23 protein-coding genes and 1 pseudogene are annotated in these 26,174 nt (G+C 60.0%); 12 read left to right on the forward strand and 12 right to left on the reverse strand.

Annotated features, from left to right (window positions below):
• Positions 1-6: 6 nt before the first annotated feature.
• The 3 genes from HU765_RS04950 to HU765_RS04960 form a co-directional block, all read right to left on the reverse strand.
• Positions 7-2,427, reverse strand: coding sequence for a fimbria/pilus outer membrane usher protein (locus HU765_RS04950; RefSeq protein WP_186619250.1), 2,421 nt, complete (start codon positions 2,425-2,427; stop codon positions 7-9).
• Positions 2,427-3,134: a fimbria/pilus chaperone family protein gene (locus tag HU765_RS04955; RefSeq protein WP_186619251.1), complete on the reverse strand. Its 708-nt coding sequence runs from the start codon at positions 3,132-3,134 to the stop codon at positions 2,427-2,429. The genes HU765_RS04950 and HU765_RS04955 overlap by 1 nt, the downstream gene beginning before the upstream one ends.
• A 164-nt stretch (positions 3,135-3,298) precedes the next feature.
• Positions 3,299-3,961, reverse strand: coding sequence for a DUF1120 domain-containing protein (locus tag HU765_RS04960; protein ID WP_186619252.1), 663 nt, complete (start codon positions 3,959-3,961; stop codon positions 3,299-3,301).
• 342 nt (positions 3,962-4,303) lie between these two features.
• On the opposite strand from HU765_RS04960, the gene HU765_RS04965 reads away from it, so the two are divergent.
• The gene (locus HU765_RS04965; protein WP_186619337.1) at positions 4,304-5,866 is read left to right on the forward strand and encodes a phospholipase D-like domain-containing protein; all 1,563 of its coding nucleotides are present in this window, start codon (positions 4,304-4,306) and stop codon (positions 5,864-5,866) included.
• A gap of 119 nt (positions 5,867-5,985) precedes the next feature.
• Here the strand turns inward: HU765_RS04965 and HU765_RS04970 are convergent, their stop codons facing one another.
• Positions 5,986-7,131 (reverse strand): MFS transporter, encoded by a 1,146-nt coding sequence (locus HU765_RS04970; protein ID WP_186619253.1) that lies wholly within the window; start codon positions 7,129-7,131, stop codon positions 5,986-5,988.
• Positions 7,132-7,391: 260 nt separating this feature from the next.
• The gene (locus tag HU765_RS04975) at positions 7,392-8,885 is read right to left on the reverse strand and encodes an aldehyde dehydrogenase (RefSeq protein ID WP_186549742.1); all 1,494 of its coding nucleotides are present in this window, start codon (positions 8,883-8,885) and stop codon (positions 7,392-7,394) included.
• Between the two features lie 227 nt (positions 8,886-9,112).
• Between HU765_RS04975 and HU765_RS04980 the strand changes: the two genes are divergently transcribed.
• Positions 9,113-9,475, forward strand: coding sequence for a cupin domain-containing protein (locus HU765_RS04980; RefSeq protein WP_186619254.1), 363 nt, complete (start codon positions 9,113-9,115; stop codon positions 9,473-9,475).
• Between the two features lie 180 nt (positions 9,476-9,655).
• Here the strand turns inward: HU765_RS04980 and rpmG are convergent, their stop codons facing one another.
• Together rpmG and rpmB are read right to left on the reverse strand one after the other, a co-directional pair.
• Positions 9,656-9,811, reverse strand: a complete 156-nt coding sequence (gene rpmG, locus HU765_RS04985; RefSeq protein ID WP_016772554.1) for a 50S ribosomal protein L33 — start codon at positions 9,809-9,811, stop codon at positions 9,656-9,658.
• Positions 9,812-9,822: 11 nt separating this feature from the next.
• Positions 9,823-10,056 (reverse strand): 50S ribosomal protein L28, encoded by a 234-nt coding sequence (gene rpmB, locus HU765_RS04990; RefSeq protein WP_007920377.1) that lies wholly within the window; start codon positions 10,054-10,056, stop codon positions 9,823-9,825.
• Positions 10,057-10,502: 446 nt separating this feature from the next.
• Here rpmB and HU765_RS04995 point away from each other — a divergent pair, with 446 nt between their 5' ends.
• Positions 10,503-12,089 carry an ABC transporter substrate-binding protein gene (locus tag HU765_RS04995; protein ID WP_186619255.1) on the forward strand — a complete coding sequence of 529 codons (1,587 nt, stop codon included), beginning with the start codon at positions 10,503-10,505 and terminating at the stop codon, positions 12,087-12,089.
• Between the two features lie 131 nt (positions 12,090-12,220).
• On the opposite strand, the gene radC is transcribed toward HU765_RS04995, so the two are convergent.
• The gene (gene radC, locus HU765_RS05000; RefSeq protein ID WP_186619256.1) at positions 12,221-12,895 is read right to left on the reverse strand and encodes a DNA repair protein RadC; all 675 of its coding nucleotides are present in this window, start codon (positions 12,893-12,895) and stop codon (positions 12,221-12,223) included.
• A gap of 133 nt (positions 12,896-13,028) precedes the next feature.
• Between radC and coaBC the strand changes: the two genes are divergently transcribed.
• The 4 genes and pseudogenes from coaBC to argB all read left to right on the forward strand — a co-directional run bounded on the left by coaBC (position 13,029) and on the right by argB (position 17,327).
• Positions 13,029-14,237, forward strand: a complete 1,209-nt coding sequence (coaBC, locus tag HU765_RS05005) for a bifunctional phosphopantothenoylcysteine decarboxylase/phosphopantothenate--cysteine ligase CoaBC (protein WP_186619338.1) — start codon at positions 13,029-13,031, stop codon at positions 14,235-14,237.
• 5 nt (positions 14,238-14,242) lie between these two features.
• Positions 14,243-14,698 carry a dUTP diphosphatase gene (gene dut / locus HU765_RS05010; RefSeq protein ID WP_186619257.1) on the forward strand — a complete coding sequence of 152 codons (456 nt, stop codon included), beginning with the start codon at positions 14,243-14,245 and terminating at the stop codon, positions 14,696-14,698.
• Positions 14,699-15,000: 302 nt separating this feature from the next.
• Positions 15,001-16,404 (forward strand): annotated as a pseudogene (locus tag HU765_RS05015) (phosphomannomutase/phosphoglucomutase); the annotation flags it as partial.
• A gap of 17 nt (positions 16,405-16,421) precedes the next feature.
• Entirely contained in the window at positions 16,422-17,327 is a 906-nt protein-coding gene (gene argB, locus HU765_RS05020) for an acetylglutamate kinase (protein WP_150593448.1), read from the forward strand.
• 196 nt (positions 17,328-17,523) lie between these two features.
• Here the strand turns inward: argB and pyrE are convergent, their stop codons facing one another.
• Positions 17,524-18,168 carry an orotate phosphoribosyltransferase gene (pyrE, locus tag HU765_RS05025; protein WP_186619259.1) on the reverse strand — a complete coding sequence of 215 codons (645 nt, stop codon included), beginning with the start codon at positions 18,166-18,168 and terminating at the stop codon, positions 17,524-17,526.
• Between the two features lie 81 nt (positions 18,169-18,249).
• Between pyrE and HU765_RS05030 the strand changes: the two genes are divergently transcribed.
• A complete protein-coding gene (locus HU765_RS05030; protein ID WP_186619260.1) occupies positions 18,250-19,029 on the forward strand; it encodes an exodeoxyribonuclease III in 780 nt (259 codons plus the stop codon).
• 63 nt (positions 19,030-19,092) lie between these two features.
• Here the strand turns inward: HU765_RS05030 and gltS are convergent, their stop codons facing one another.
• From gltS to rph, 3 genes are all read right to left on the reverse strand, one after another.
• Positions 19,093-20,301 (reverse strand): sodium/glutamate symporter, encoded by a 1,209-nt coding sequence (gene gltS / locus HU765_RS05035; RefSeq protein WP_186619261.1) that lies wholly within the window; start codon positions 20,299-20,301, stop codon positions 19,093-19,095.
• Positions 20,302-20,673: 372 nt separating this feature from the next.
• A complete protein-coding gene (locus HU765_RS05040; RefSeq protein ID WP_016772541.1) occupies positions 20,674-21,042 on the reverse strand; it encodes a DUF4870 domain-containing protein in 369 nt (122 codons plus the stop codon).
• Positions 21,043-21,071: 29 nt separating this feature from the next.
• A complete protein-coding gene (gene rph, locus HU765_RS05045) occupies positions 21,072-21,794 on the reverse strand; it encodes a ribonuclease PH (RefSeq protein WP_122594509.1) in 723 nt (240 codons plus the stop codon).
• Positions 21,795-22,062: 268 nt separating this feature from the next.
• Here rph and HU765_RS05050 point away from each other — a divergent pair, with 268 nt between their 5' ends.
• From HU765_RS05050 to spoT, 4 genes are all read left to right on the forward strand, one after another.
• Entirely contained in the window at positions 22,063-22,926 is an 864-nt protein-coding gene (locus HU765_RS05050; protein WP_186546019.1) for a YicC/YloC family endoribonuclease, read from the forward strand.
• A gap of 11 nt (positions 22,927-22,937) precedes the next feature.
• Complete coding sequence (gene gmk, locus HU765_RS05055) at positions 22,938-23,558, forward strand: guanylate kinase (protein ID WP_186619262.1); 621 nt, start codon at positions 22,938-22,940, stop codon at positions 23,556-23,558.
• A 168-nt stretch (positions 23,559-23,726) separates the two neighbouring features.
• Positions 23,727-23,990, forward strand: a complete 264-nt coding sequence (rpoZ, locus tag HU765_RS05060; RefSeq protein WP_008030604.1) for a DNA-directed RNA polymerase subunit omega — start codon at positions 23,727-23,729, stop codon at positions 23,988-23,990.
• A 57-nt stretch (positions 23,991-24,047) separates the two neighbouring features.
• Positions 24,048-26,153, forward strand: a complete 2,106-nt coding sequence (gene spoT, locus HU765_RS05065; protein ID WP_007954439.1) for a bifunctional GTP diphosphokinase/guanosine-3',5'-bis pyrophosphate 3'-pyrophosphohydrolase — start codon at positions 24,048-24,050, stop codon at positions 26,151-26,153.
• Positions 26,154-26,174 lie beyond the last annotated feature (21 nt).

A 26,174-nucleotide genomic window follows, 5' to 3' on the forward strand; every position in this document is an offset into this window, starting at 1 on the left:
CCCTTTTCAGACAGTGCGGCAGATGGCTGTGGCGGATTCATAGAACGTGTCGAGGTCACGCGCCTCGTCCATGGCGAACTCAAGGTTGCACCGTTGGCCGTCCGCCAACAGCACGTGCAATTGCAGGTCTGGCTGCACGTCCGACAGAAAAATCCGCCCGGCCTCCAGCACGCTGGTGACGTATTGCCCCTGCTCGTCGAACACGCCGACACCCTTCTGTATCAGTACGTTGTCTGCCGTGCGCGCTTGTAGAAGCACACGTCGCGCGGTGACGATGTCGAAGGCCAGATGTGCCACCGCGTTACGTCCGATCTCGATTTCCTGATAGGCGTTGTGCACGTCGACATTTCGCCCAAGGCTCGCCGTATCGAGTTCCACCCGCCCCTTGCTGTAGGCCGGCAGACTGGCCGCGACGGCATGGCCGGCGTAGTCCGTCCACACCGGGCCGCGCGGGGTGTTGAGCTTGATCCCGGCGCTGTCGCCCGCCTTGAGCAAGGCGAAGGTATCGCGTAAAGAATAGGGCGACAGCGTCACGCCTTGAGCATGTAGCAGCACCCCGCCACGCAGGCCCACGTCATAGCTCTGGTCGCCCGCCCCGCTGTGCGCGTAGCCGATGTCCAGTTGACTGTAACGTGGCAACAGACTGACCCGGGCGTTGTAGCCGACCCGGCCGTGATCCGGTCGCTCGGCGCCGACGCTATAGGCCAGGTTATCGCTCAATTGCTCATTGAATCGCAGACCGCTGCGCGTGCCGCTGAGCTGATCATTGCGAACGTAGCCGCGCATGGCCTGGCGAGCACCCAGGGGCAGGCTGACGCTCAGGTAGACCGCCATCCCCCGCGCATCGTCCTCGGAGTCCGCGACATCGCGCTCTACCGTCAAGGACACGCTGGTCCGGCGCAGTAGCTGCGACCAGGCCACCGCCACTCTGGAGGTGGTCGAGCCATCGAACATGGCCATTCGTGAGTAGCTCCCAGACAACCCGCCCAGCGCATGGCTGCTGACACTCAGGCTCGCCGTCAGCTGATCGCGTACCCGTTGCAAGGGCTGATCCTGGCGCGGATCCCAGGTGGTGTCCGACAACGCGCGGAAATCCCGGGTCTGGCGGGTCATTGCCAAACTGGCTGACAGCGTTTCGCCGAGCAGACCATTGGCCGTCCAGCGCATCTGCGTCCCAGCCAGCGCCTGATCTTGCACCCGGGAGACCACTTGCCGCCCGCCCAGCACCAGACGATCGCCGACGGCTGTTTGCACGGCCCAGCCCACGGCCTCATACCCCGTACCGAACATGGCTCCACCCGTGGCCTGCCAACGTGGACCCAAGCGCCAATCCTTACTCGCGGCGACAAATGACGGCGCACCACGCTCGTCCCCCGAATAACGCCGCACTTGCCCGGCGGCCAAGCCATAACCCGCCGTCCGCCCCGGCAGCGCACCGCGCAGTTGCGTTGCCGGCACAATAAAACGCCGCTGCTGGCCGCTCTCCTCGTGCACCGTGACTTCCAGATCCGCGTTCTGACTGAGCAACGGCAGCCCCACCAGGGTAAACGGCCCGCTGGGCACCACGGTGGTGTAGATAAGCGCGCCGCTCTGGGTGACTTCGATCCGGGCGGAGGAATAGGCAATGCCCTCGACTCTGGCACCGGCGCTGTCCTCGTCCAGTTCCATCAATGCCAGCTCCGGCTGCAATTGCAGGCCGTTGAAAGACTCGGCGGAAAACAGCGGCGAGAGCATGTTCAGTTGCCCTAATTGCAAGTTTGCCTGGTAACGTTCAAAGGTGTGCGAAGCATAGGCATTCAAGTGCTCGACGCGCCCCTCGCCGCCGGACTCGCTATACCCTTGGCGACTTCGAAACGCCCAATCTGCGGTGTTCAGGCCCAACTCGGCATTGAGGCTACGGTACTGCGAGGATTGCCCGGCATAGCGGCTACCGAGCATCAATGCGTCGTAGTTGATGAGACCCGCCGTACCGCCATTGGCAAAACTGCGCCGCGTCGGGCTATCAGGCAACAGGGCATCGGTGGGCACCAGCAGTTCGACGTGGCCACGGGCGGGATCGGCCTGCACAACGGCGTGGGTAAAACGCCGGGCAAACAGCTCGCATCCCGGCTCGGTTATTGCGCCGACGCGATCCAGGTGGCTGATGCCGCCACGCTCGAGCAACAAGGGCGAAAAACACAACTCGCCCTCGGCATCGAACGTCACCTGCAACCGCCCCTTGGGCACGCCATTGACCGCCAGTGTCACCGTCTGCGGGCCCTCGCGAAAGCGCGGCGCCTGGCTGAAATACTCGGCCAGGCGAGGATCCAGCCCGCGCGACCTGAGCAGATTCTGATCGAACTGCACGCTGGCCGGCGCCGCACTGCCCATCGATGAATAACCCAATGCGCCCGCCAGCAAGAGCCCGGCACCGCAACCCGGTCGCATCAGTCCGGTCCCAACGGGGCATCAAAGTGCGAAACGGCGAAACCGTAAGTGGTCACCGGGTACAGCCGTACCTTCGTCTGCGCCTGACCCGGCGCGGCAGGCCCGGTCAATGTCAGGGTTTCGCCGGGCAGGACGTAAGTGCGCCCCAAGTCCATCGCTTGCGGTTCCGGCAGCAACGTCACCGAGTGTCGCAGGCGTACAACATACGGGCTGGGATTGCGCACCTGGAGACGGTCGCCCTGGCGCGACCAGCGCAAATGCTTCCATGGCTCGCGTTCGACCGGCAGGTTCGCCGGCCGCAAAATCGCCGGGATATTCTGTCGCACGCTCAGATCCACCCGCGCCTTGCCCGTCGAATCCTGCGGCGCGATCCCTTCGAAGACCACACGTTTGAGACGCTCGGTCTTCAACGGCTCGGCGCTGCGCAGGATGAATCGCACCCGCTGGGTGGCGCCAGGTTCAACCCGGGCTACGGGCGGTGTGAGCAATAACAGGGACTCGGTGTCCTGCGGTACATCTTGAACCGATGTGTGCAGCAGCGCCGGATGTGACTCGCTGTTGGTGACATTGATTGCCGCCTCGCCCACTCCTTCCTCCAACACCATGACCGGTGTTTCCGGAACCATCCCCGCCGCCTGGCTCGCACCCGGCAGCCATGAAACAGCCAGCAGCACGCTGGCAATGACGTTGCGCACGAAGGCGTTCATCTCGTTTCCCACAGGCACGCGCGCAGCCGACATCGATGCCGGGCCACGGGCCAATTCGTTGTTTTGATTGAACGTAACAGGTCCGGAAAAACCCGGCGCCCGTCGAAAGTCACTGCGGTTTTTCAGCACTGCCAACCAAATGCATGGCAGCAGTGCGTGTCACGTCAGAGGTAGAGCAGCTCGAATGTCGCCGAACCGTTGAGGGCGATTTCGGAGGTGATCGGAAGGTCCTGTGAGGGCCCGATGACCGGCACCAGCGTCATGGGAAAGATGTGCACGACACCCGGTGTCGGGCCTGCAGCGAGGGACGCGCCCCACGAGTAGCGGAGGTTGCCACCCTCGGCGTTCTTGCCCACCAGTTTGGCCGCATCGGGGCTGTCCCAGTTGTCCATGCCCCCTTGCTTGTACATGACCATGGACGGCTGACCATCGACGGTGGGTGTACCGAAGCGCAGACCGTAGCCACCGATCTTGGCGCCGGCCACTTCGCCAATGCCGTAGATGTACATCGCCCAGTCCGTACCATCGACAACAATCCCGGGCAGCTGAGTACTCGCCTGGTTGTCATGCACTTTGATTGCCATGGGCGCGTTTGCCGAGCAATTGACGCTAAGCGTGATGTTGTGGTTTTGCAGCTCGGTCTGCCGGTCACGGTTCAGCGAACTGGCGGGAATATTGCCCAGCTCCACGGTATTTCCCCCGGAAAATCCAGGGATGCATGAGGTCGGGATGATGGTCCCGGTGATCGACAGATCCGCACTATCGGCCATGGCCAGTGTCGGTATCAGGGCGCTTGCGACAGCAATTGCACGAAAGGTTTTGCGCATGAAAATTCTCACTCCATAAGAATCGAAAGATGACAACCAAGTGGATTTCTTCTGCATGAAAAACGGAAATGTCCTTCTCTGCGTGGTCATTATTCCGATTACTTGCGCCCAGCGATGTAAGAGGAGGTAACAATGCATGTTGGAAAAATCGCTGCAACACGTAGCTGATCAGAGCCGGAAAATTCGTCAGTTTGTTGAATACCCTGCATCCGACCGACAGTCACAGACTACAAACCGCTCTGCCCTGCCCCACGGATCGACTGCCCTCGCCGCGAACAACACTTCATCACCGGCGTGCCATACTCCAGGCCCCACCCCTGAGCGGAGAAATCTGACTTGAGAATCGGACTCCCCCAGCCGCTGGTACCGTTGCTCTTGCTGCTACTTGCCGGTTGCGCGACTGTTGATGTCCCTCGGCAACCCAGCCAGGCTTTGCCGGCGAAAGAGTCAGCGTTCGGCCGTTCGATTCAGGCGCAGGCTGCCCCCTACAAAGGGCAATCGGGGTTTCGCCTGCTCTCTGACAGCGGCGAGGCATTTACCGCTCGGGCGGAGCTGATTCGCCATGCCCAGGTCAGCCTCGATTTGCAGTACTACATCGTCCACGACGGCATCAGCACGCGGATGCTGGTGGATGAAGTGCTCAAGGCTGCCGACCGCGGCGTGCGTGTGCGCATCTTGCTCGATGACACCACCAGCGATGGCCTCGATCAGATCATCGCCACGCTGGCGGCGCATCCGCAGATCCAGATTCGCTTGTTCAATCCGCTGCACCTGGGGCGCAGCACCGGCGTCACGCGGGCGGCGGGACGGCTGTTCAATCTGTCCGTGCAGCATCGGCGCATGCACAACAAACTGTGGCTGGCAGATAACAGCGCGGCCATCGTCGGCGGGCGCAATCTGGGCGATGAATATTTCGACGCCGAACCCAATCTGAATTTCACGGATATCGACATGCTCAGCATCGGCCCGGTGGCCGAGCAGCTCGGGCACAGTTTCGACCAGTACTGGAACAGCGCGCTGAGCAAACCGATCGACGAATTCCTCTCCAGCCAACCCACCGCCAGGGATCTGCAGAACACGCGTACACGCCTTGAGGAGTCGCTGGAAGAAACCCGCAAGCAGAACCACGCGCTGTATCAACAACTGATGAAATTCACCACCGACCCGCGCATGGACATCTGGCGCAAAGAGCTGATCTGGGCGTGGAATCAGGCGTTGTGGGACGCACCGAGCAAGGTGTTGTCCAAGGGCGAGCCGGATCCGCACCTTCTGCTGACCACGCAGTTAGGCCCGGAACTGACCGGGGTAAGCAAAGAGCTGGTCATGATTTCGGCGTATTTCGTGCCGGGCCAGCCAGGGCTCGTCTACCTGACCGGGCGCGCCGATGCCGGGGTTGCCGTGAGCCTGTTGACCAATTCGCTGGAGGCCACCGATGTGCCAGCGGTGCATGGCGGTTACGCGCCGTATCGCAAGGCCTTGCTGGAGCATGGGGTAAAACTCTATGAGCTGCGGCGCCAGCCTGGGGATAACTACGGCAGCGGCCCGCGAGTCTTCTACAGCCGCTCGTATCGCGGCTCGGATTCCAGCCTGCACAGCAAGGCGATGATCTTCGATCGACGCAAATCGTTTATCGGCTCGTTCAATTTCGATCCGCGCTCAGTGCTGTGGAACACCGAAGTCGGCGTCTTGGTCGACAGCCCGGAACTTGCCGAGCATGTGCGCGCACTGGCGCTGCAAGGCATGGCGCCGACCTTGAGTTACCAGGCAAAACTTGAACACGGCCAGGTTGTCTGGGTCACCGAGGACAACGGCCAGATGCATACGCTGACCAAAGAACCGGGGAGCTGGTGGCGGCGCTTCAATTCATGGTTCAGCACCCGCGTAGGCCTGGAGCGGATGCTGTAATCCCGGCTGACAGTACATCCCTGTGGGAGCGAGCCTGCTCGCGAAGACGGTTTCGTATCCGGCAAATGAGCTGACTGATACAGCGCATTCGCGAGCAGGCTCGCTCCCACAAACAGCAGTCAGGCGGGCTCGGTAACGCTGCCGAATGCCCCTTGGCGCAATAACAGCAGCACCAACCCGAACGCCCCCACCGCCATCAGCAGCGGCAACGCATGCCCGTTGATCCACTGACTTCCCGCCCCCGCCGCCAGCGGCCCGACCAGACAACCAACGCCCCACAGCTGGGCAATATGCGCATTGGCCCGCACCAGCACGTCGTCGCGATAACGCTCGCCAATCAGGATCAGCGAAAGGGTAAACAAGCCGCCGGCACTCGCACCGAACAGCACCCACAATGGCCAGATCAGCAGCGTATTGAGTAACGCCGGTATCGCCAGACTCGACAGCATCAACACCACCGCACAACCGGCAAACAGCGTGCGTCGCGACAGATAATCGGCCAGGGCGCCAATCGGCAACTGCAGCAGTGCGTCGCCGACCACCACGGTGCTGACCATCGCCAAAGCGATGTCCGCCGTGAAGCCCTGTTGCAGGCAATACACCGGCAACAAGGTCAGGATCATCGCTTCGAACGCGGCAAACAACGACACCGCCCAGGCAATCGCCGGCAACTCGCGGGCAAAGCCCCACAACTCGCTGAAGGTTACGCTGCTGGCCTCACTGCCGGGCGCGCCACTGCGCCCCAAGAGCAACAACGGCGAGACGGTCAGCAGACCGACCCCCACCCAAAAACCGTAATCATGTTCAGTGCCGAGCGCCCCCAGCAGCAGCGGACCGGACAGTTGGCTCAACGCGTAGCTGCTGCCATACAAAGCAACCAAGCGCCCGCGCCAGTTTTCGACCACCAGTTGATTGATCCAGCTTTCGCCCAGAATAAACACGATAGTCAGGATCACGCCGATCATCAGGCGCAGCACCAGCCAGATCGGGTAACTCGGCAACAGCGCCAGCAAGCCGATCGACAATGCTCCGGCCCACAGGCACAGACGCATCAGGTTCGCCGTGCCGAAATACGCGGCGAGGTGGCTGGAAACCTTCGCGCCCAGCAGCACCCCGATCGCCGGCATCGCCGCCATCACGCCGATGGCGAACGAGCCATAACCCCAGCCCTCCAGGCGCAACGACACCAACGGCATGCTGACCCCAAGGGCCAGACCGACACTCAAGACAGACGCCAACACGGCGAAATACGTCGCCCACCGCATGTTCCACGCTCCTGTGGATTGTTTTTATGCACACCACAAACCAGTGCGGGAGCGGGCCACTGTGGCGAGGGGATTTATCCCCGATCGGCTGCGCAGCAGTCGCAAAACCCGTGCACGCGGTACATCTGAAAATCCGCAATTTCAGGTTTCAGGACCGCTGCGCTGCCCATCGGGGATAAATCCCCTCACCACAGAGGCTCGCTCCCACAGGGGATCTCTGTATGGCTCGGGAGCTTTATTGAATCAAGCGCCCCGAACGGTTACAGCTTGATCCAAGTCGCCTTCAGCTCGGTGTACTTGTCGAACGCGTGCAGCGATTTGTCGCGACCGTTGCCCGACTGCTTGAAGCCACCGAACGGTGCGGTCATGTCGCCGCCGTCGTACTGGTTGACCCACACGCTGCCGGCGCGCAAGGCCTTGGCGGTCAGGTGCGCCTTGGAAATATCCTGAGTCCACACCGCTGCGGCCAGACCGTATGGCGTGTCGTTGGCAATCTGGATGGCTTCTTCGGCGGTATCGAAAGCAATCACCGACAGCACCGGGCCGAAAATTTCTTCCTGAGCAATCTTCATGGCGTTGCTCACGCCGTCAAAAATCGTTGGCTCAACGTAGGTGCCACCGGTTTCCTGAAGGATGCGCTTGCCGCCCGCGACCAGTTTGGCCCCATCGCTATGGCCGGATTCGATGTAGGACAGCACAGTGTTCATTTGCTGGGTGTCGACCAGCGCGCCGACGTTTGTCGCCGGGTCCAGCGGGTTACCCGGTTTCCAGGTTTTCAACGCCTCGATCACCATCGGCAAGAATGTGTCCTTGATCGAACGCTCGACCAGCAGACGCGAACCGGCGGTGCAGACCTCGCCCTGGTTGAAGGCGATGGCGCTGGCGGCGGACTCGGCGGCAGCTTGCAGGTCCGGCGCATCAGCGAAGACGATGTTCGGGCTCTTGCCGCCAGCTTCCAGCCAGACGCGCTTCATGTTCGATTCGCCGGCGTAGACCATCAGTTGCTTGGCGATTTTGGTCGAACCGGTGAACACCAGGGTATCAACATCATTGTGTAGACCCAGCGCCTTGCCGACGGTGTGGCCATAGCCCGGCAGCACGTTGAGTACGCCTTTCGGAATCCCGGCTTCAACGGCCAACGCAGCGATGCGGATGGCGGTCAGCGGCGATTTTTCCGACGGTTTGAGCACCACTGAGTTACCGGTCGACAGCGCCGGACCGAGTTTCCAGCAAGCCATCATCAGCGGGAAGTTCCACGGCACGATGGCAGCGACCACGCCCACCGGCTCACGCGTCACCAGACCCAATTGGTCGTGCGGGGTCGCCGCGACTTCGTCGTAGATCTTGTCGATCGCTTCACCACTCCAGCTCAGCGCCTGCGCTGCGCCCGGTACGTCGATGTACAGCGAATCGCTGATCGGCTTGCCCATGTCGAGGGTTTCGAGCAGCGCCAGTTCTTCCGCATGCTGTTTCAGCAGGCTGGCGAAGCGGATCATCGTGGCTTTGCGTTTGGTCGGCGCCAGGCGCGACCAGACGCCGGAATTGAAAGTGGCGCGGGCGTTTTCCACGGCACGGTCGGCGTCGGCGGCGTCACAGCTGGCGATTTTGCCGAGCAGACGGCCATCGACCGGGCTGATGCATTCGAAGGTTTCGCCGGAGACGGCGTCGGTGTATTCGCCATTCAAAAAGGCGCGGCCTTCGATTTTCAGATCGCGGGCGCGTTGTTCCCAGTCGGCACGAGTCAGGGTGGTCATTCGGGTGTCCTCCTCTTATTGAATACAAGCGCTGCGGCGCTCTTCAAGAATACTGCCCGGCCAGCCTGCACTTTCGGCCCAAGGCACCCGCCACCCTAAACCAGCGGCCGGGTTTGTTTCAATATATTTGACATAAGCCAGCGATACGGCCTTGCGGTGTTCATTTTAATAAACATAGACTTTGGCCCATTCCAGCCAACGCGCCGTCATTGCGGGAGAAAACAACAATGAACATCCAGAACGTCGTCGACATCAGCCTGGCCAGCAGCGAAGCCGAGCGCTATCGCCCGGACCCGACCAAAGTGCTCAAGGGCGACCCTGAGCAGGCGGTGTTTCACCAGTACGACAGCCCATGCGGGCAGATGGGTGTGGGTGTGTGGGAAGGCGCGGTGGGTCAATGGACGGTGAACTACACCGAACATGAGTATTGCGAAATTCTTCAGGGGGTTTCGGTGCTGCGTGACAGCGACGGCAATGCCAAGACCTTGCGGGTGGGCGATCGCTTTGTAATTCCGGCGGGGTTTCGCGGGACGTGGGAAGTGCTGGAGGCTTGCCGCAAGGTTTATGTGATCTTCGAACAGAAGACTTGAGAGGTGTGTTGGTTGATCTGACCCTATCGCGAGCAGGCTCACTCCTACATTTGGAATGCGTTCCCCTGTAGGAGTGAGCCTGCTCGCGATGAGGCCCCACCAGACACCGCATAATTCAAAGACAACAAAAAAGGCCCGCATCTCACGATACGGGCCTTTTTCGCAGTCAGGAAAAATCAATTACTTGATTTTGCCTTCCTTGTACATCACGTGCTTGCGAACAACCGGATCATATTTCTTGATCTCGATTTTGTCCGGGGTAGTACGCTTGTTCTTGTCGGTAGTGTAGAAGTGACCAGTACCGGCGCTCGAGATCAAACGAATCAATTCACGCATGATTAGCTCCCTTAAATCTTGCCATCGCGGCGAAGTTCGGCGAGCACGACAGTGATGCCACGCTTGTCGATGATACGCATGCCTTTGGCAGATACGCGCAGACGCACAAAACGTTTCTCTTCTTCAACCCAGAAGCGGTGATGCTGCAGGTTCGGCAGGAAACGACGACGGGTTTTGTTGTTTGCGTGGGAAATGTTATTCCCAGTCACCGGACCCTTACCGGTAACTTGACATACTCTCGACATGCCTCAGCCCTCTAAAACCACATGCCCAACCCGGCATGGGTTGGCCGCTTAATCTCTCAGTCATTTGGCGCCAGGCGCCGCGTTTCTTTAGAGGTCTTACCGGCTACACCTACAGTGAAGGAACCGGGCCCCTAGAAAAGAGCGCTGCTTTATACCAGAAAGACCGGAGAGCAACAACAATCGGTGTGCAATCAATCGGCAAAAAGGCGTTTTTTCCCGCTGCGAGCGCCTTGGACAAAGGCCGTAACCGGTTTTGACCACTCGTCGCAGAAATCCCATCTTACAGGCGCTTCAGACTTTTCATCACGCCGTTATCGAGCGGAACCGCATCAGCATGCCCCTGAAAATGCAAAAAGGGGATAGTCATTTGCAATCCAGAGCTCTAGGGTAGGACTTTTCCAGACTGCACTTGCAGATGGGCCTTCGATCTGTAAAGGAAACCGACCATGCGCCTCGCTGCCCTACCCCTGTTGCTCGTCCCGCTCCTGCTCAGCCCATTGGCCCAGGCCGCCGCGTTGAGCGTCTGTACCGAGGCCAGCCCTGAGGGGTTCGATGTGGTGCAGTACAACTCGCTGACCACCACCAATGCCTCGGCTGACGTGTTGATGAACCGCCTGGTGGATTTCGATACCGCCAGCGGCAAGGTCGTACCGAGCCTGGCCGACAGTTGGGAGGTCAGCAGCGACGGCCTGGCCTATGTCTTCAAGCTGCGTCCAAAGGTGAAGTTTCACACCACCGATTACTTCAAACCGAGCCGCGAGCTGACCGCCGAAGACGTCAAATTCAGTTTCGATCGTATGCTCGACCCGGCCAATCCTTGGCACAAAGTCGCGCAGAGCGGCTTCCCCCATGCGCAGTCGATGCAACTGCCTGCGCTGATCAAGAAGATCGATGCGCTCGACCCGCTGACGGTGCGTTTCACGCTTGATCACCCGGACTCGACTTTCCTCGCGACGCTGAGCATGGGTTTCGCCTCGATCTATTCGGCCGAATACGCCGACAAGCTGATCAAGGCCAACGCCACGGACAAGCTCAACAGCCAGCCGATCGGCACCGGGCCGTTTGTGTTCAACCGGTTCCAGAAAGACGCGGCGATCCGCTACAAGGCCAACCCGGATTATTTCGGCGGCAAGCCCTCGGTCGATCCGCTGATTTTTGCCATCACCCCGGACGCCAACGTGCGCCTGCAAAAGCTGCGGCGCAATGAATGCCAGATCGCCCTGTCGCCAAAACCCTTGGACGTACAGGCGGCGCTGAAGGAGCCGACGTTAAAAGTCGAAAAGACTGACGCATTCATGACTGCTTTCGTCGGCATCAACAGCCAGCACCCGCCGCTGGACAAGCCGGAAGTACGCCAGGCGATCAACCTCGCGTTCGACAAGGCCAATTACATCAAAGCTGTGTTCGAAGACACCGCCGAAGCAGCCAACGGCCCTTACCCGCCGAACACCTGGAGCTACGCCAAGAACCTGCCGGGCTACCCGCACGACGTAGCCAAAGCCAAGGCGCTGCTGGCCAAGGCCGGTTTGAAGGATGGCTTCCAGACCACCATCTGGACGCGTCCGTCAGGCAGCCTGCTCAACCCGAACCCGAGCCTCGGCGCGCAGATGCTGCAGTCGGATCTGGCCGAGATCGGCATTCAGGCGGAGATCCGTGTGATCGAATGGGGCGAGCTGATTCGTCGCGCCAAGGCTGGCGAGCATGACCTGCTGTTCATGGGCTGGGCCGGCGACAACGGCGACCCGGACAACTTCCTCACGCCGCAGTTTTCCTGCGCGGCGGTGAAGTCCGGCACCAACTTCGCGCGGTACTGCAACGCCGATCTGGACAAACTGATCAGCGCCGGCAAGACCACCAGCGAACAAGGCGTGCGCACCAAGCTGTATGAACAGGCACAGGCGCAGATCCAGCAGCAGGCATTGTGGCTGCCGTTGGCGCACCCGACAGCGTATGCACTGACGCGCAAGGATGTGCAGGGTTACTCGGTGAGCCCGTTTGGCCGGCAGGACTACTCCAGGGTCAACCTCAAATAACCTGCCCTGCACAAAACCTGTAGGAGTGAGCCTGCTCGCGATAGCAATCTTCCAGTCACCGCATGGGTTGACTGAAATACCGCCATCGCGAGCAGGCTCACTCCTACAGGGGACCGCGTTGCATTCGAGAGCTACATCCAGCCGCACTCCGCCATCGACAGCGGCTCGCCATCGCCAATGATGAAATGATCGAGCACCCGCACATCGATCAGCTCCAGCGCCTTTTGCAACCGTTTGGTCAGCACACGATCCGCCTGACTCGGGTCGGTATTACCGGACGGATGGTTATGACAGAGAATTACGGCCGCCGCGTTATTGGCCAGCGCCCGCTTCACCACTTCCCTTGGATGCACACTGGTGTTGTCGATCGAGCCGCGAAACAGCGCTTCGAAGTTCAACACCTGATGTTTCGAATCCAGGAACAGGCAGCCGAACACCTCGTGCGGCTCATGCCGCAGCATGGCTTTGAGGTAGTCGCGTACGACCTGAGGGTTTTCCAGCGCGGGCTTCTGTCGCATTCGTTCTGCCAGATGCCGCCGCCCCATTTCCAGCACCGCCTGTAACTGCGCATATTTCGCCGGCCCCAAGCCCAGCTGCTCGCTGAACGAGCCAAGATCGGCGTCGAGCAGAACACGCAGGCTGCCGAATTGGCTCAAAAGGTGTCGCGCCAGATCCACAGCGCTTTTGCCGGAGACTCCGGTACGTAGAAATATCGCCAGTAATTCGGCGTCCGAAAGGCTTCCCGAGCCCTGTTCCAGCAGTTTCTCCCGCGGCCGCTCCGCCGCGGGCCAATCACGAATACTCATACACATTCCCTGTCTGTGGGCGCCGCTGTTCCGTAGCGGTCGCTGTGATATCTTAGCCCATCTTTTTTGCGGTCGATTCAACCCTGGGGAGGGGCATCGCACTGCAGTCATCAACGAAATGAAAGGCAGACCTATGCAGCGGCTGTATCGGAAACGCATCGTTCTGGGCGTCGGCGGCGGCATTGCGGCCTACAAGAGCGCCGATCTGGTTCGCCGCCTGATCGACCAGGGCGCCGAAGTACGCGTGGTCATGACCCATGGCGGCGCCGAATTCATCACCCCGCTGACCATGCAGGCCCTGTCCGGCCACCCGGTCCATCTGGACTTGCTCGACCCGGCCGCCGAAGCAGCGATGGGCCACATCGAACTGGCCAAATGGGCCGACCTGGTGCTGATCGCCCCGGCTACCGCTGACTTGATCGCCCGCCTCGCCCAAGGCATCGCCAACGATTTGCTGACCACGCTGGTGCTGGCCACCGACGCCGTCGTCGCCGTTGCGCCGGCAATGAACCAGGCCATGTGGCGCGACCCGGCGACCCAGGCCAACCTGCAAGTCCTCCAAAGCCGTGGCCTGAAGACCTTCGGCCCGGCCTCGGGCAGCCAGGCCTGCGGCGACATCGGCATGGGCCGCATGATGGAAGCCACCGATCTGGCGCTGCTCGCCGCCGATTGCTTCCAGCGTCTGGCCCTGACCGGCAAGCATGTGGTCATCACCGCCGGCCCGACCCAGGAAAACATCGACCCGGTGCGCTACATCACTAACCACAGCTCCGGAAAAATGGGTTTCGCCCTCGCCGAAGCGGCTGTGGAAGCCGGCGCCCGCGTCACCTTGATCAGCGGCCCGGTGCATCTGCCGACCCCGGATCGCGTTACGCGCATCGATGTAGTCAGCGCCCGCGACATGCTCGCCGCCTGTGAGTCGGCGATCCCGTGCGACGTCTTCATCGCCTCCGCTGCGGTGGCGGACTACCGCCCGGAAGTCGTCGCCCCGCATAAACTCAAGAAAGATCCTACGAGCGGTGACGGCTTCGTCCTGCAAATGGTGCGCAACCCGGACATCCTCGCCACCATCGCGACCCGTCCCGACCGTCCGTTCAGTGTCGGCTTCGCTGCCGAGACCGAACACCTGCTCGACTACGCTGCACGCAAGCTGAAAGACAAGAATCTCGATCTGATCGTCGCCAACGACGTGGCCAACCCGAGCATCGGTTTCAACAGCGAAGAAAACGCCTGCAGCGTCATCGACCGTGAGCTGCACGCCACGGTTTTCGCCCAGACCAGCAAGAGCAAAATCGCTCGCCAACTGGTCACTTTTATCGCCGAACGTCTGAACCAGGTTTAATTTACATGCACGCTTTGCAAGCCAAGATCCTCGACCCACGCATCGGCACGCAATTCCCGCTGCCGCAATACGCCACCCCGGGCTCCGCCGGCCTCGACCTGCGCGCGATGCTGGAACAGGACATCGTGATCAAACCGGGTGAAACCGTGCTGATTCCCACCGGCCTCTCGGTGTACATCGGCGATCCGAACCTCGCGGCGCTGATCCTGCCGCGCTCGGGCATGGGCCACAAACATGGCATCGTCCTGGGCAACCTGGTCGGCCTGATCGACTCCGATTATCAAGGCCCACTGATGGTGTCCTGCTGGAACCGTGGCCAGAGCGATTTCACCATGACCGTCGGCGAACGTCTGGCGCAACTGGTGCTGGTACCGGTGGTGCAGGCGCATTTCGAAATGGTTGAAGAGTTTGTCGAGACCGAGCGCGGCACCGGCGGTTTCGGCCATACCGGCACCAAATAACCGGATAGAAATTATTGTGGTGAGGGGATTTATCCCCGATGGGCTGCGAAGCGGCCCCAAGATTTTGGGTCTGCTGCGCAGCCCAACGGGGATAAATCCCCTCGCCACTAAAAATGCGCTACATCGGCAGCAGGCTTTAACGCCGGAAATCAAGGTTTTGCTGGCCGCAAGCCACGCCAGCCGAGGTGTCATGGCCCTTTCATACCACGAACTCTCTGTGGAAAACGCCGTCATACCCTTCAGTTTGAGCCTGCCGTCGAACGTTTCGCCGGTCTGTCCCGCCCTTTCGAGATGGAGCATTTCCGCAGATGAGCACCCCCGCCAAGATTGCCCCGAAGCTGCCTGACAGCATTTTCCGCGCCTACGACATTCGCGGCACCGTGCCGGAATACCTCAACGGTGAAACCGCTTACTGGATCGGCCGCGCCATCGGCTCGCAGAGCCTGGCCCAGGGCGAGCCGAACGTGTCGGTCGGTCGTGACGGCCGCCTGTCCGGCCCGGAGCTGGTCGCGCAACTGATCCGCGGAATCGCCGAAAGCGGTTGCCACGTCAGCGATGTCGGCCTGGTGCCGACGCCGGCGCTGTACTACGCCGCCAATGTGCTGGCCGGCAAGTCCGGGGTCATGCTGACCGGCAGCCACAACCCGTCGAACTACAACGGCTTCAAGATCGTGATCGCCGGCGACACCCTCGCCAACGAGCAGATCCAGGTGCTGCACGAGCGCATCAAGAACAATGACCTGAGCAGCGGCCAGGGCAGCGTCACTCAGGTCGAAATCCTCGACCGCTACAACACCGAAATCGTCCAGGACATCAAACTGACCCGCCGCCTGAAAGTCGTGGTCGACTGCGGCAACGGCGCGGCCGGCGTGATTGCTCCACAACTGATCGAAGCGCTGAATTGCGAAGTGATCCCGCTGTTCTGCGAAGTCGACGGCAACTTCCCGAATCACCATCCGGACCCGGGCAAGCCTGAGAACCTCGTCGACCTGATTGCCAAGGTCAAGGAAACCAACGCCGATATCGGCCTGGCCTTCGACGGCGACGGCGACCGCGTCGGCGTGGTGACCAACACCGGCAGCATCGTCTACCCGGATCGCCTGCTGATGCTGTTCGCCCGCGATGTGGTGGCACGCAATCCGGACGCGGAAATCATCTTCGACGTCAAATGCACCCGTCGCCTGGTGCCGCTGATCAAGGAATACGGCGGTCGGCCGCTAATGTGGAAGACCGGTCACTCGTTGATCAAAAAGAAAATGAAACAATCCGGCGCGCTGCTGGCCGGTGAAATGAGCGGGCACATCTTCTTCAAGGAGCGCTGGTTCGGTTTCGACGACGGCATCTACAGCGCCGCACGTCTGCTGGAGATCCTCAGCAAGGAAAAATCCACCGCGGAAGAGCTGTTTGCCACCTTCCCGAACGATATTTCCACGCCGGAAATCAATATCCATGTGACCGAAGAGAGCAAATTCAGCATCATTGATGCACTGCACGATGCTCAGTGGGGCGAAGGCGCCGACCTGACCACCATCGACGGCGTGCGGGTCGATTACGCCAAAGGCTGGGGCCTGGTGCGCGCCTCCAACACCACACCGGTGCTGGTGCTGCGTTTCGAGGCCGATGACGAGGCTGAATTGCAGCGCATCAAGGATGTGTTCCACACCCAACTGAAACGCGTTGCACCTGATCTCCAACTACCGTTCTGATCCACCCGGAGCCCTGAATGACCCTCGAACGCGAAGCCGCCGCCAACACTGCCAAGGTCCTGTCCGAAGCGCTGCCTTACATCCGACGCTATGTCGGCAAGACTCTGGTGATCAAATACGGCGGCAACGCGATGGAAAGCGAGGAGCTGAAAACCGGCTTCGCCCGCGACATCGTGCTGATGAAAGCCGTGGGCATCAACCCTGTGGTCGTGCACGGCGGTGGTCCGCAGATCGGTGATCTGCTCAAGCGCCTGTCGATCGAGAGCCATTTTGTCGACGGCATGCGCGTCACCGACGCGGCGACCATGGACGTGGTGGAAATGGTGTTGGGCGGTCAGGTCAACAAAAGCATCGTCAACCTGATCAACCGCCACGGCGGCAGCGCCATCGGCCTGACCGGTAAAGACGCCGGACTGATTCGCGCCAAGAAGCTCACCGTTACCCGCCAGACCCCGGAGATGACCCAGCCGGAAATCATCGACATTGGTCATGTCGGCGAAGTGGTCGGGATCAACACCGAGCTGCTGAACCTGCTGGTCAAAGGCAACTTCATCCCGGTGATCGCGCCGATCGGCGTGGGTGAAAACGGCGAGTCGTACAACATCAACGCCGACCTGGTGGCCGGTAAAGTCGCCGAAGCCCTGAAAGCCGAGAAGCTGATGCTGCTGACCAACATCGCCGGCCTGATGGATAAATCGGGCACCGTGTTGACCGGCCTGAGCACGCAGCAGGTCGACGACCTGATCGCCGACGGCACGATCTACGGCGGCATGCTGCCGAAGATCCGCTGCGCACTGGAAGCGGTCCAGGGCGGCGTGGGCAGTTCGTTGATCATCGACGGTCGCGTACCGAATGCGATCCTGCTGGAAATCTTCACCGACACCGGTGTGGGCACGCTGATCAGCAATCGCAAGCGTCCATAAGCGCCAGCGCCAACAAAAAGACCCCGCTCAGTCTGACTGAGCGGGGTCTTTTTATTGCCTGCAACTTTGGTGACATACCCTCTTTTGTGGCGAGGGAGCTTGCTCCCGCTGGTCTGCGTAGCGCCCCGGAAGGCGGGTGAGCGCTGCGCACTCAAGCGGGAGCAAGCTCCCTCGCCACACAAGCTCATACCACAGTTCAGACGCCGAACTGGGCGCGGTACGCTTCCACGGCCGGCAAGTGCTGCTTGAGCTGCGGATCGTCGGCGAGAAATTCCAGCACTTGATTCAGCGAAACAATGCTGATCACCGGGATACCAAAATCGCGCTCCACTTCCTGGATCGCCGACAGCTCGCCGTTGCCACGCTCCTGACGGTTCAGAGCGATCAGCACGCCGGCGGCCTTCGCGCCGTCCTGGGAAGCGATGATCTGCATCACTTCACGGATGGCGGTACCGGCGGTGATCACGTCATCGATGATCAATACGTCACCGGTCAGCGGCGCGCCGACCAGGCTGCCGCCTTCGCCGTGGGCCTTGGCTTCTTTGCGGTTGAAGCACCATGGCAAGTCACGCCCATGATGTTCGGCCAGCGCAACGGCAGTGGTCGCTGCCAGCGGGATGCCTTTGTAGGCCGGGCCAAACAGAACGTCGAAAGGGATACCGCTTTCGGCGATGGCAGCGGCGTAGAAACGCCCCAGTTGCGCCAGGGCCGAACCCGAGTTGAACAGGCCGGCGTTGAAGAAGTAGGGACTGGTGCGTCCGGACTTCAGGGTGAACTCACCGAAGCGCAAAACCCCGCGATCGATGGCAAAACGAATGAAATCGCGCTGATACGCTTGCATGAAAAAACCCCAAATACCACGGATTTAGCTAATTAGCTTGACGCCGTGTATCATACACGCACGCGATTTTTGGGGCCATTTATGCGGATCATCAGTGTGAACGTCAATGGTATTCAGGCTGCAGTCGAGCGTGGTTTGCTCAGTTGGCTGCAAGCACAGAATGCCGACGTCATCTGCCTGCAGGACACCCGTGCCTCCGCCTTTGAACTGGATGACCCAGCCTTCCAACTGGATGGCTACTTCCTTTATGCCTGCGATGCTGAAGTCCCTGCCCAAGGTGGCGTGGCTTTGTATTCGCGGTTGCAACCGAAGGCTGTCATCAGCGGTCTCGGTTTCGAGACGGCCGACCGCTACGGGCGCTACCTGCAAGCAGATTTCGACAAAGTCAGTATTGCCACCTTGCTGCTTCCTTCGGGGATGAACGGCGATGAGGACTTGAACCAGAAGTTCAAGCTCATGGACGATTTCGGCAAGTACCTGGACAAGCAGCGACGCAAACGTCGCGAGTACATTTATTGTGGCTCGCTGTATGTGGCGCAGCAGAAGCTGGACATCAAGAACTGGCGCGACAGCCAGCAATCTCCAGGCTTCCTGGCGCCGGAACGCGCCTGGATGGACGAGATTGTCGGCAACATGGGCTATGTCGATGCCCTGCGCGAAGTCAGCCGTGAAGGCGACCAGTACAGCTGGTGGCCGGACAACGAACAGGCCGAGATGCTCAATCTGGGCTGGCGCTTTGACTACCAGATTCTGACACCTGGCCTGCGGCGCTGTGTGCGCAGCGCACGCCTGCCGCGTCAGCCTCGGTTCTCGCAGCATGCGCCGCTGATCGTCGACTACGACTGGACGCTGACCATCTAAGTCGTATCGCAGCCATTAAAAAAGCCCGCACCGTAAGATGCGGGCTTTTTTATGCGCCTCGTACTAGACGGAGGCAAAAAATGGCAAGGTCAGATAAAGCTTGATCACGATAACGTTGATGATGTCGATGAAAAAGGCGCCCACCATCGGCACCACCAGAAACGCGATCTGCGACGGCCCATAGCGCTGCGTCACTGCTTGCATGTTGGCAATGGCCGTCGGCGTGGCACCCAGACCGAAGCCGCAATGCCCCGCAGCGAGCACGGCGGCATCGTAGTTACCGCCCATCACCCGGAACGTTACGAAAATCGCGAACAGCGCCATGACCAGCGCCTGCACGGCCAGAATAATGAAGATCGGCAATGCCAGCGCCGCCAGATCCCACAACTTCAGCGACATCAGAGCGATCGCCAGAAACAGCGAGAGGCTGACATTGCCCAGCACAGAGACTTCACGTTCGAATACCTGATACAAGCCAAGCGCTGATAGCCCGTTACGCAACACCACGCCTACAAACAGAACACAGACAAAGGTCGGCAATTCGAAGACAGTACCGTGAAGCAAGCCATTCAACAGGTTGCCCGCGAGCAGGCTGACGGCAATCAGCGCCAGCGTCTCGACAAAAGAAAATGGCGTGATCGAGCGTTCCTTGTTCGGCTGCTCAAAACCTTTTGGCAGTCGCGGTGCTTGTTGCGGACTGCCGCCCGGAACTTGCACGCGCTTGATCAGCAACCGGGCAACGGGCCCACCGATGAGACCACCCAGGACAAGACCGAACGTCGCGGAGGCAAGCGCCAGTTCCGAAGCCGAGGCCAAGCCATATTTCTCGCTGAATACCGTGCCCCATGCAGCGCCGGTGCCGTGGCCACCGGCAAGCGTGATCGAGCCAGTCAGCAAGCCCATCAACGGATCGAGCCCGAGCAGGGTTGCCAAGCCGATTCCCATGGCGTTCTGCACCACCAGCAATCCAATGACCGCCAGCAGGAAGACCCCAACAATGCGGCCACCCTTTTTCAGACTGGCAAGGTCCGCACTCAATCCAATCGTGGCGAAGAAAGCCAACATCAACGGTGTTTGCAAGGACGTATCGAAGCGCACCTCAATATCAAAGGTGCGCAATATCAACAGGAGCAAGGCAACCACCAGGCCGCCCGCTACCGGTTCAGGAATATTGTAACTTCGCAAAAAGCCAACACGCGAAACAAGTCCGCGCCCGAGCAGTAATACCAAAGAAGCGGCCACGAGCGTGCCGTAAAAATCGAGCTGAATCATGTGGATTATTCTTTGCTGAATATTCACGAGGCGAGCGTTTACCTGAGCTCGACTGGTGAATTGGCTGATTGTCTCAACACTGATTTCCGGGAAATTCAATAACCGTCGATGGCTTGAACATATCGAAATGTTTCAATCGAAACATTGCACGAACAACTTTAACAACCCTCTCGCGCTAATAACAAGGACAGGTATAAGCACTTGCTCGTTCAGTTGTGACCAAAGGTGTAATGGCGAAACATGGATTAATAATTAGCAAACCGCACATCGCCAAGAGATTATTCCTACAACAAAAAAACAATTATTCAGTTGCACAAACAAAAATGCCCCGACAAGTCAGGGGCATTTTTAATATTACAAATCAGCGGACCGTTACTTGATCAATCGCCAAGTGAACGGATATCGGTAAGGAAAACCTTCGTTGGCTTTGACACCTGCAATAATCGTCAGAACCAAAGCAGCAATCGCGAGCAAACCAAACAGGAAGAAACCAATGATCAAAAGCATGAGCAGGAAGCAGATCATCGAAGCAATCGCGACAGTGATCTGAAAATTCAGCGCTTCTTTGCCCTGCGCATCGATGAACGGATCTTTCTCGCGCTTCATCTGCCACAGAATCAATGGTCCGATCAGATTGCCGAACGGAATCCAGATCCCCAGCAAGGCGGACAAGTGACAAAACATCGCCCACTGGCGAACCTCTTGGCTCGGCTTGGGCAGTAACTCTTGCTCATCACTCATCGCACTCTCCTTGTAGACGTGAAAACTGCTCAGTCAGCCAGCGCCGCCTTTTGCAGTTCAAAGATCTCGTTCATGCCTTTTTTCGCCAGCTCCAGCATCGCGTTCAAGTCTTCCGGCTGGAACGGCGCACCTTCAGCGGTGCCCTGTACTTCGATGAAACCACCAGTGCTGGTCATCACCACGTTGAGATCGGTCTCGGCAGCGGAGTCTTCCAGGTAATCCAGATCCAGTACGGCTTCGCCCTGGTACATGCCGACCGATACCGCGCCAATCATTTGCTTGAGCGGGTCGCCGCCTTTAAGGCCGCCGCGCTTCTTGATCACTTTCAAGGCATCAACCAGCGCAACCATGGCACCGGTGATGGACGCGGTGCGGGTGCCGCCATCCGCCTGGATCACGTCGCAATCGACGTACAGGGTCACGTCGCCGAGCTTCGACATGTCCAGCGCCGCTCGCAGCGAACGGCCGATCAGGCGCTGGATTTCCAGCGTGCGGCCGCCCTGCTTGCCACGGCTCGCTTCGCGCTGGTTACGTTCGCCAGTGGCGCGCGGCAGCATGCCGTACTCGGCAGTCAACCAGCCTTGGCCCTGGCCTTTGAGGAAGCGCGGCACACCGTTTTCGACGCTGACGGTGCAGATGACTTTGGTATCACCGAATTCGACCAGTACGGATCCCTCGGCGTGTTTGGTGTAGTTGCGGGTGATGCGGATCGAGCGGAGCTGATCGGCAACGCGACCACTTGGACGTTTCATAGGGACACCTGTACTGAGGACGGAAAACTGCCAAGCATTATAGAGCGCTGCACCGCGCCTGGGCACTTGTTAAAAACGCTGGCCGACGGCCGAAGGCCCTGAGTCGCGCATAACCGACGGGCTGCAGCGCTTTGTCACACCGTGTGTTTGGGCGCATTCGCCGCACTGCGCTACAATCCTGCGCCTTTGCTGCCAGTCGGCTTAAATTCACTGAAATCGCGCCTGCGGAACACCCTGCTGCGCCGATCTGCATTGCGAGGTCACCGCCATGGTGCACAGCATGACCGCCTTCGCCCGCGTCGAGAAAGCCGGCGCTCAGGGCACCCTGAGCTGGGAACTGCGCTCGGTCAACAGCCGCTATCTGGAACCGCACCTGCGCTTGCCGGAGTCGTTTCGCGACCTGGAAGGCTCGGTGCGTGAAGCGCTGCGCCAGGGGCTGTCGCGGGGCAAACTGGAGTGCACGCTGCGCTTCACCGAAGAAAGCACCGGCAAAACCCTGCAAGTCGATCGCGAGCGCGCCGCGCAACTGGTCGACGCCGCGGAAACCGTCGCCGGGCTGATCAGCAATCCCGCCGCACTGAATCCGCTGGAAGTGCTGGCCTGGCCCGGCGTGCTGGTGGGCGATGCGACTGACCCGCAGGCATTGAACGCCGACGCGCTGGCCCTGTTCAATCAAGGCCTCAGTGAGTTGAAGGCCGGCCGCGAGCGCGAAGGCTCGGAGCTGGCACGGCTGATCAATGAGCGCCTGACCTCCATCGAAGCGGACGTCGTGACGCTGCGCGAACTGGTGCCGCAGATGCTTGCCACTCAGCGCCAGAAAGTCCTCGACCGCTTCGCCGACATGAAGGCCGAGCTCGATCCGCAGCGCCTGGAACAGGAAATGGTCATGCTCGCGCAAAAGAGCGACGTGGCCGAAGAACTGGATCGCCTGAGCACCCACATCATCGAAGTTCGCCGGGTGCTCAAATCCGGCGGTGCGGCCGGGCGACGCCTGGACTTCCTGATGCAGGAGCTCAATCGCGAAGCCAACACCCTGGGCTCCAAGGCCTTCGACCCGCGCAGCACCCAAGCCGCCGTCAACCTCAAAGTGTTGATCGAGCAGATGCGCGAACAAGTGCAGAATATTGAGTAAGGCACCCTGACATGAACCACCACACCGGCACCCTGTACATCATTTCCGCGCCATCGGGCGCGGGCAAAAGCAGTCTGGTCAAAGCGTTGACCGACGCCAATCCAGAGATCCGCGTTTCGGTCTCGCACACCACCCGCGCCATGCGTCCGGGCGAAGTGGACGGCGTGAACTACCACTTCGTGACCCGCGAAGAGTTCGTGAAAATGGGCGAGCACGGTGATTTCCTTGAGCGCGCCGAAGTCTTCGGCAACTTCTACGGCACCTCGCAGAGCCGCCTGCAACAGACGCTGGACGAAGGCCACGACCTGATTCTGGAAATCGACTGGCAAGGCGCCGAGCAAGTGCGCAAGCTGATGCCGCAGGCGCGCTCGATCTTTATCCTGCCGCCGTCGCTTCAAGCCCTGCACCAGCGCCTGACCAACCGCGGCCAGGACAGCGACGAGATCATCGACGGCCGGATGCGCGAAGCCGTCAGCGAGATGAGTCATTATGTCGATTACGACTACCTGATCATCAACGACGATTTCGCCCACGCGCTCGACGACCTGAAGGCGATTTTCCGCGCCAATCAGCTGCAACAGAAACGCCAGCAGGTACGTTTCGGCAAATTGCTGGCCGAATTGCTCGGTTAAAACAGCACTTCCCAAAATGCCCGCAAGCGCTTTACATTGGTGCTTGCAGCGCGTTGAAGGGCTTGGTCAAAAAATCAGCGCTTCCCTAATCGCTGGTGATTTTTTAAACTGCTCAGTCCGCTCGCCCAACCGGGCAGCGCGCATATTGCATTCGCTCCGAGGAATACCATGGCCCGCGTAACCGTTGAAGACTGCCTAGAACACGTGGAAAACCGCTTTGAGCTGGTCATGCTCTCTACCAAGCGTGCCCGTCAACTGGCCACCGGCGGCAAAGAGCCATTGGTCCAGTGGGAAAACGACAAGCCGACCGTTGTCGCGCTGCGTGAAATTGCTGAAGGCCTGATGAGCTACGAGTTCATCGCCGAGCAGGAAATCGTCCAGGATGAACCGCTGTTCGCAGCGTTCGAGGACGAGTCGAACGAGGCCGTCTAAGCCTATGCCTGGTCGACGTAGCACGGCACGGGGTCAAAGCTTTCGGCAGGAATCATCATGCCGAGCATAGACGCCCTCGCCGATCGCTTATCGACCTACCTCGGCAACGACCAGGTCAACCTGGTCCGCCGAGCGTACTTCTACGCCGAACAAGCCCATGACGGTCAACGCCGTCGCAGCGGTGAGGCGTACGTCACGCATCCTCTTGCCGTGGCGAATATTCTTGCCGACATGCACATGGACCATCAAAGCCTGATGGCCGCAATGCTGCATGACGTGATTGAAGACACCGGTATTGCCAAGGAAGCGCTGCAAGCGCAGTTCGGTGAAACCGTGGCCGAACTGGTCGATGGGGTCAGCAAACTGACTCAAATGAACTTCGAGACCAAGGCCGAAGCCCAGGCGGAAAACTTCCAGAAAATGGCCATGGCCATGGCGCGCGACATTCGCGTGATCCTGGTCAAGCTCGCCGACCGCCTGCACAACATGCGCACGCTGGAAGTGCTGTCCGGCGAAAAACGCCGGCGCATCGCCAAGGAAACCCTCGAAATCTACGCGCCCATTGCCAACCGCTTGGGCATGCACGCGATCCGCATCGAGTTCGAAGACCTCGGCTTCAAGGCCATGCACCCGATGCGTTCTGCGCGGATTTACCAGGCGGTCAAGCGCGCCCGGGGCAACCGCAAGGAAATCGTCAACAAGATCGAAGAATCCCTCGGCCATTGCCTCGCCATCGACGGCATCCAGGGCGAAGTCAGCGGTCGGCAGAAACACCTCTACGGCATCTACAAGAAAATGCGCGGCAAGCGTCGGGCCTTCAACGAAATCATGGACGTCTACGCGTTCCGGATCATCGTCGACAAGGTCGACACCTGCTACCGCGTTCTGGGTGCTGTACATAATTTGTACAAACCGTTGCCGGGGCGCTTCAAGGATTACATCGCGATTCCCAAGGCCAACGGCTATCAGTCGCTGCACACCACGCTGTTCGGCATGCACGGTGTACCGATCGAGATCCAGATCCGCACCCGTGAAATGGAAGAAATGGCCAACAACGGCATCGCCGCCCATTGGCTGTACAAATCCAGCGGCGACGAGCAGCCCAAAGGCACTCACGCCCGCGCCCGGCAATGGGTCAAAGGCGTGCTGGAAATGCAGCAACGTGCCGGCAATTCGCTGGAATTCATCGAGAGCGTGAAGATCGACCTGTTCCCGGACGAGGTCTATGTGTTCACGCCCAAAGGCCGGATCATGGAGCTACCGAAAGGCTCCACGGCGGTCGATTTTGCCTATGCGGTGCACACCGACGTCGGCAACAGCTGCATTGCCTGCCGGATCAATCGCCGCCTCGCACCGCTGTCCGAACCGCTGCAAAGCGGCTCAACGGTGGAGATCGTCAGCGCCCCGGGCGCACGGCCGAACCCGGCATGGCTCAACTTCGTGGTCACCGGCAAGGCGCGTACGCACATTCGCCACGCACTGAAACTACAGCGCCGCTCGGAGTCCATCAGCCTCGGCGAACGCCTGCTGAACAAGGTCCTCAACGGTTTCGATAGTGCGCTGGAGCAGATCCCGGCCGAACGCGTCAAAGCGATGCTCACCGAATACCGCCTCGAACTGATCGAAGACTTGCTCGAAGACATTGGCCTGGGCAATCGCATGGCCTACGTGGTCGCCCGGCGCCTGCTCGGCGAAGGCGAGCAACTGCCAAGTCCGGAAGGCCCGCTGGCCATTCGCGGCACTGAAGGTCTGGTGCTCAGTTACGCCAAATGCTGTACGCCGATCCCGGGCGACCCGATTGTCGGTCACCTGTCGGCGGGCAAAGGCATGGTCGTGCACCTGGACAACTGCCGCAACATCAGTGAAATCCGGCACAACCCGGAAAAATGCATCCAGCTCTCGTGGGCCAAGGATGTCACCGGCGAATTCAACGTCGAACTGCGCGTCGAACTGGAGCACCAGCGCGGCCTGATCGCCCTGCTGGCCAGCAGCGTCAACGCCGCCGACGGCAATATCGAGAAAATCAGCATGGACGAACGCGATGGCCGCATCAGCGTCGTGCAGTTGGTGGTCAGCGTCCACGACCGTGTGCACCTGGCTCGCGTGATCAAGAAGTTGCGCGCCCTGACAGGAGTGATCCGCATCACTCGCATGCGTGCATAACTCAAACCTAACAAGGAGTCC

Origin of the sequence: Pseudomonas sp. SWRI81, assembly GCF_014268545.1 — a bacterium.
In the GTDB taxonomy this organism is placed as follows: domain Bacteria; phylum Pseudomonadota; class Gammaproteobacteria; order Pseudomonadales; family Pseudomonadaceae; genus Aquipseudomonas; species Aquipseudomonas hamedanensis.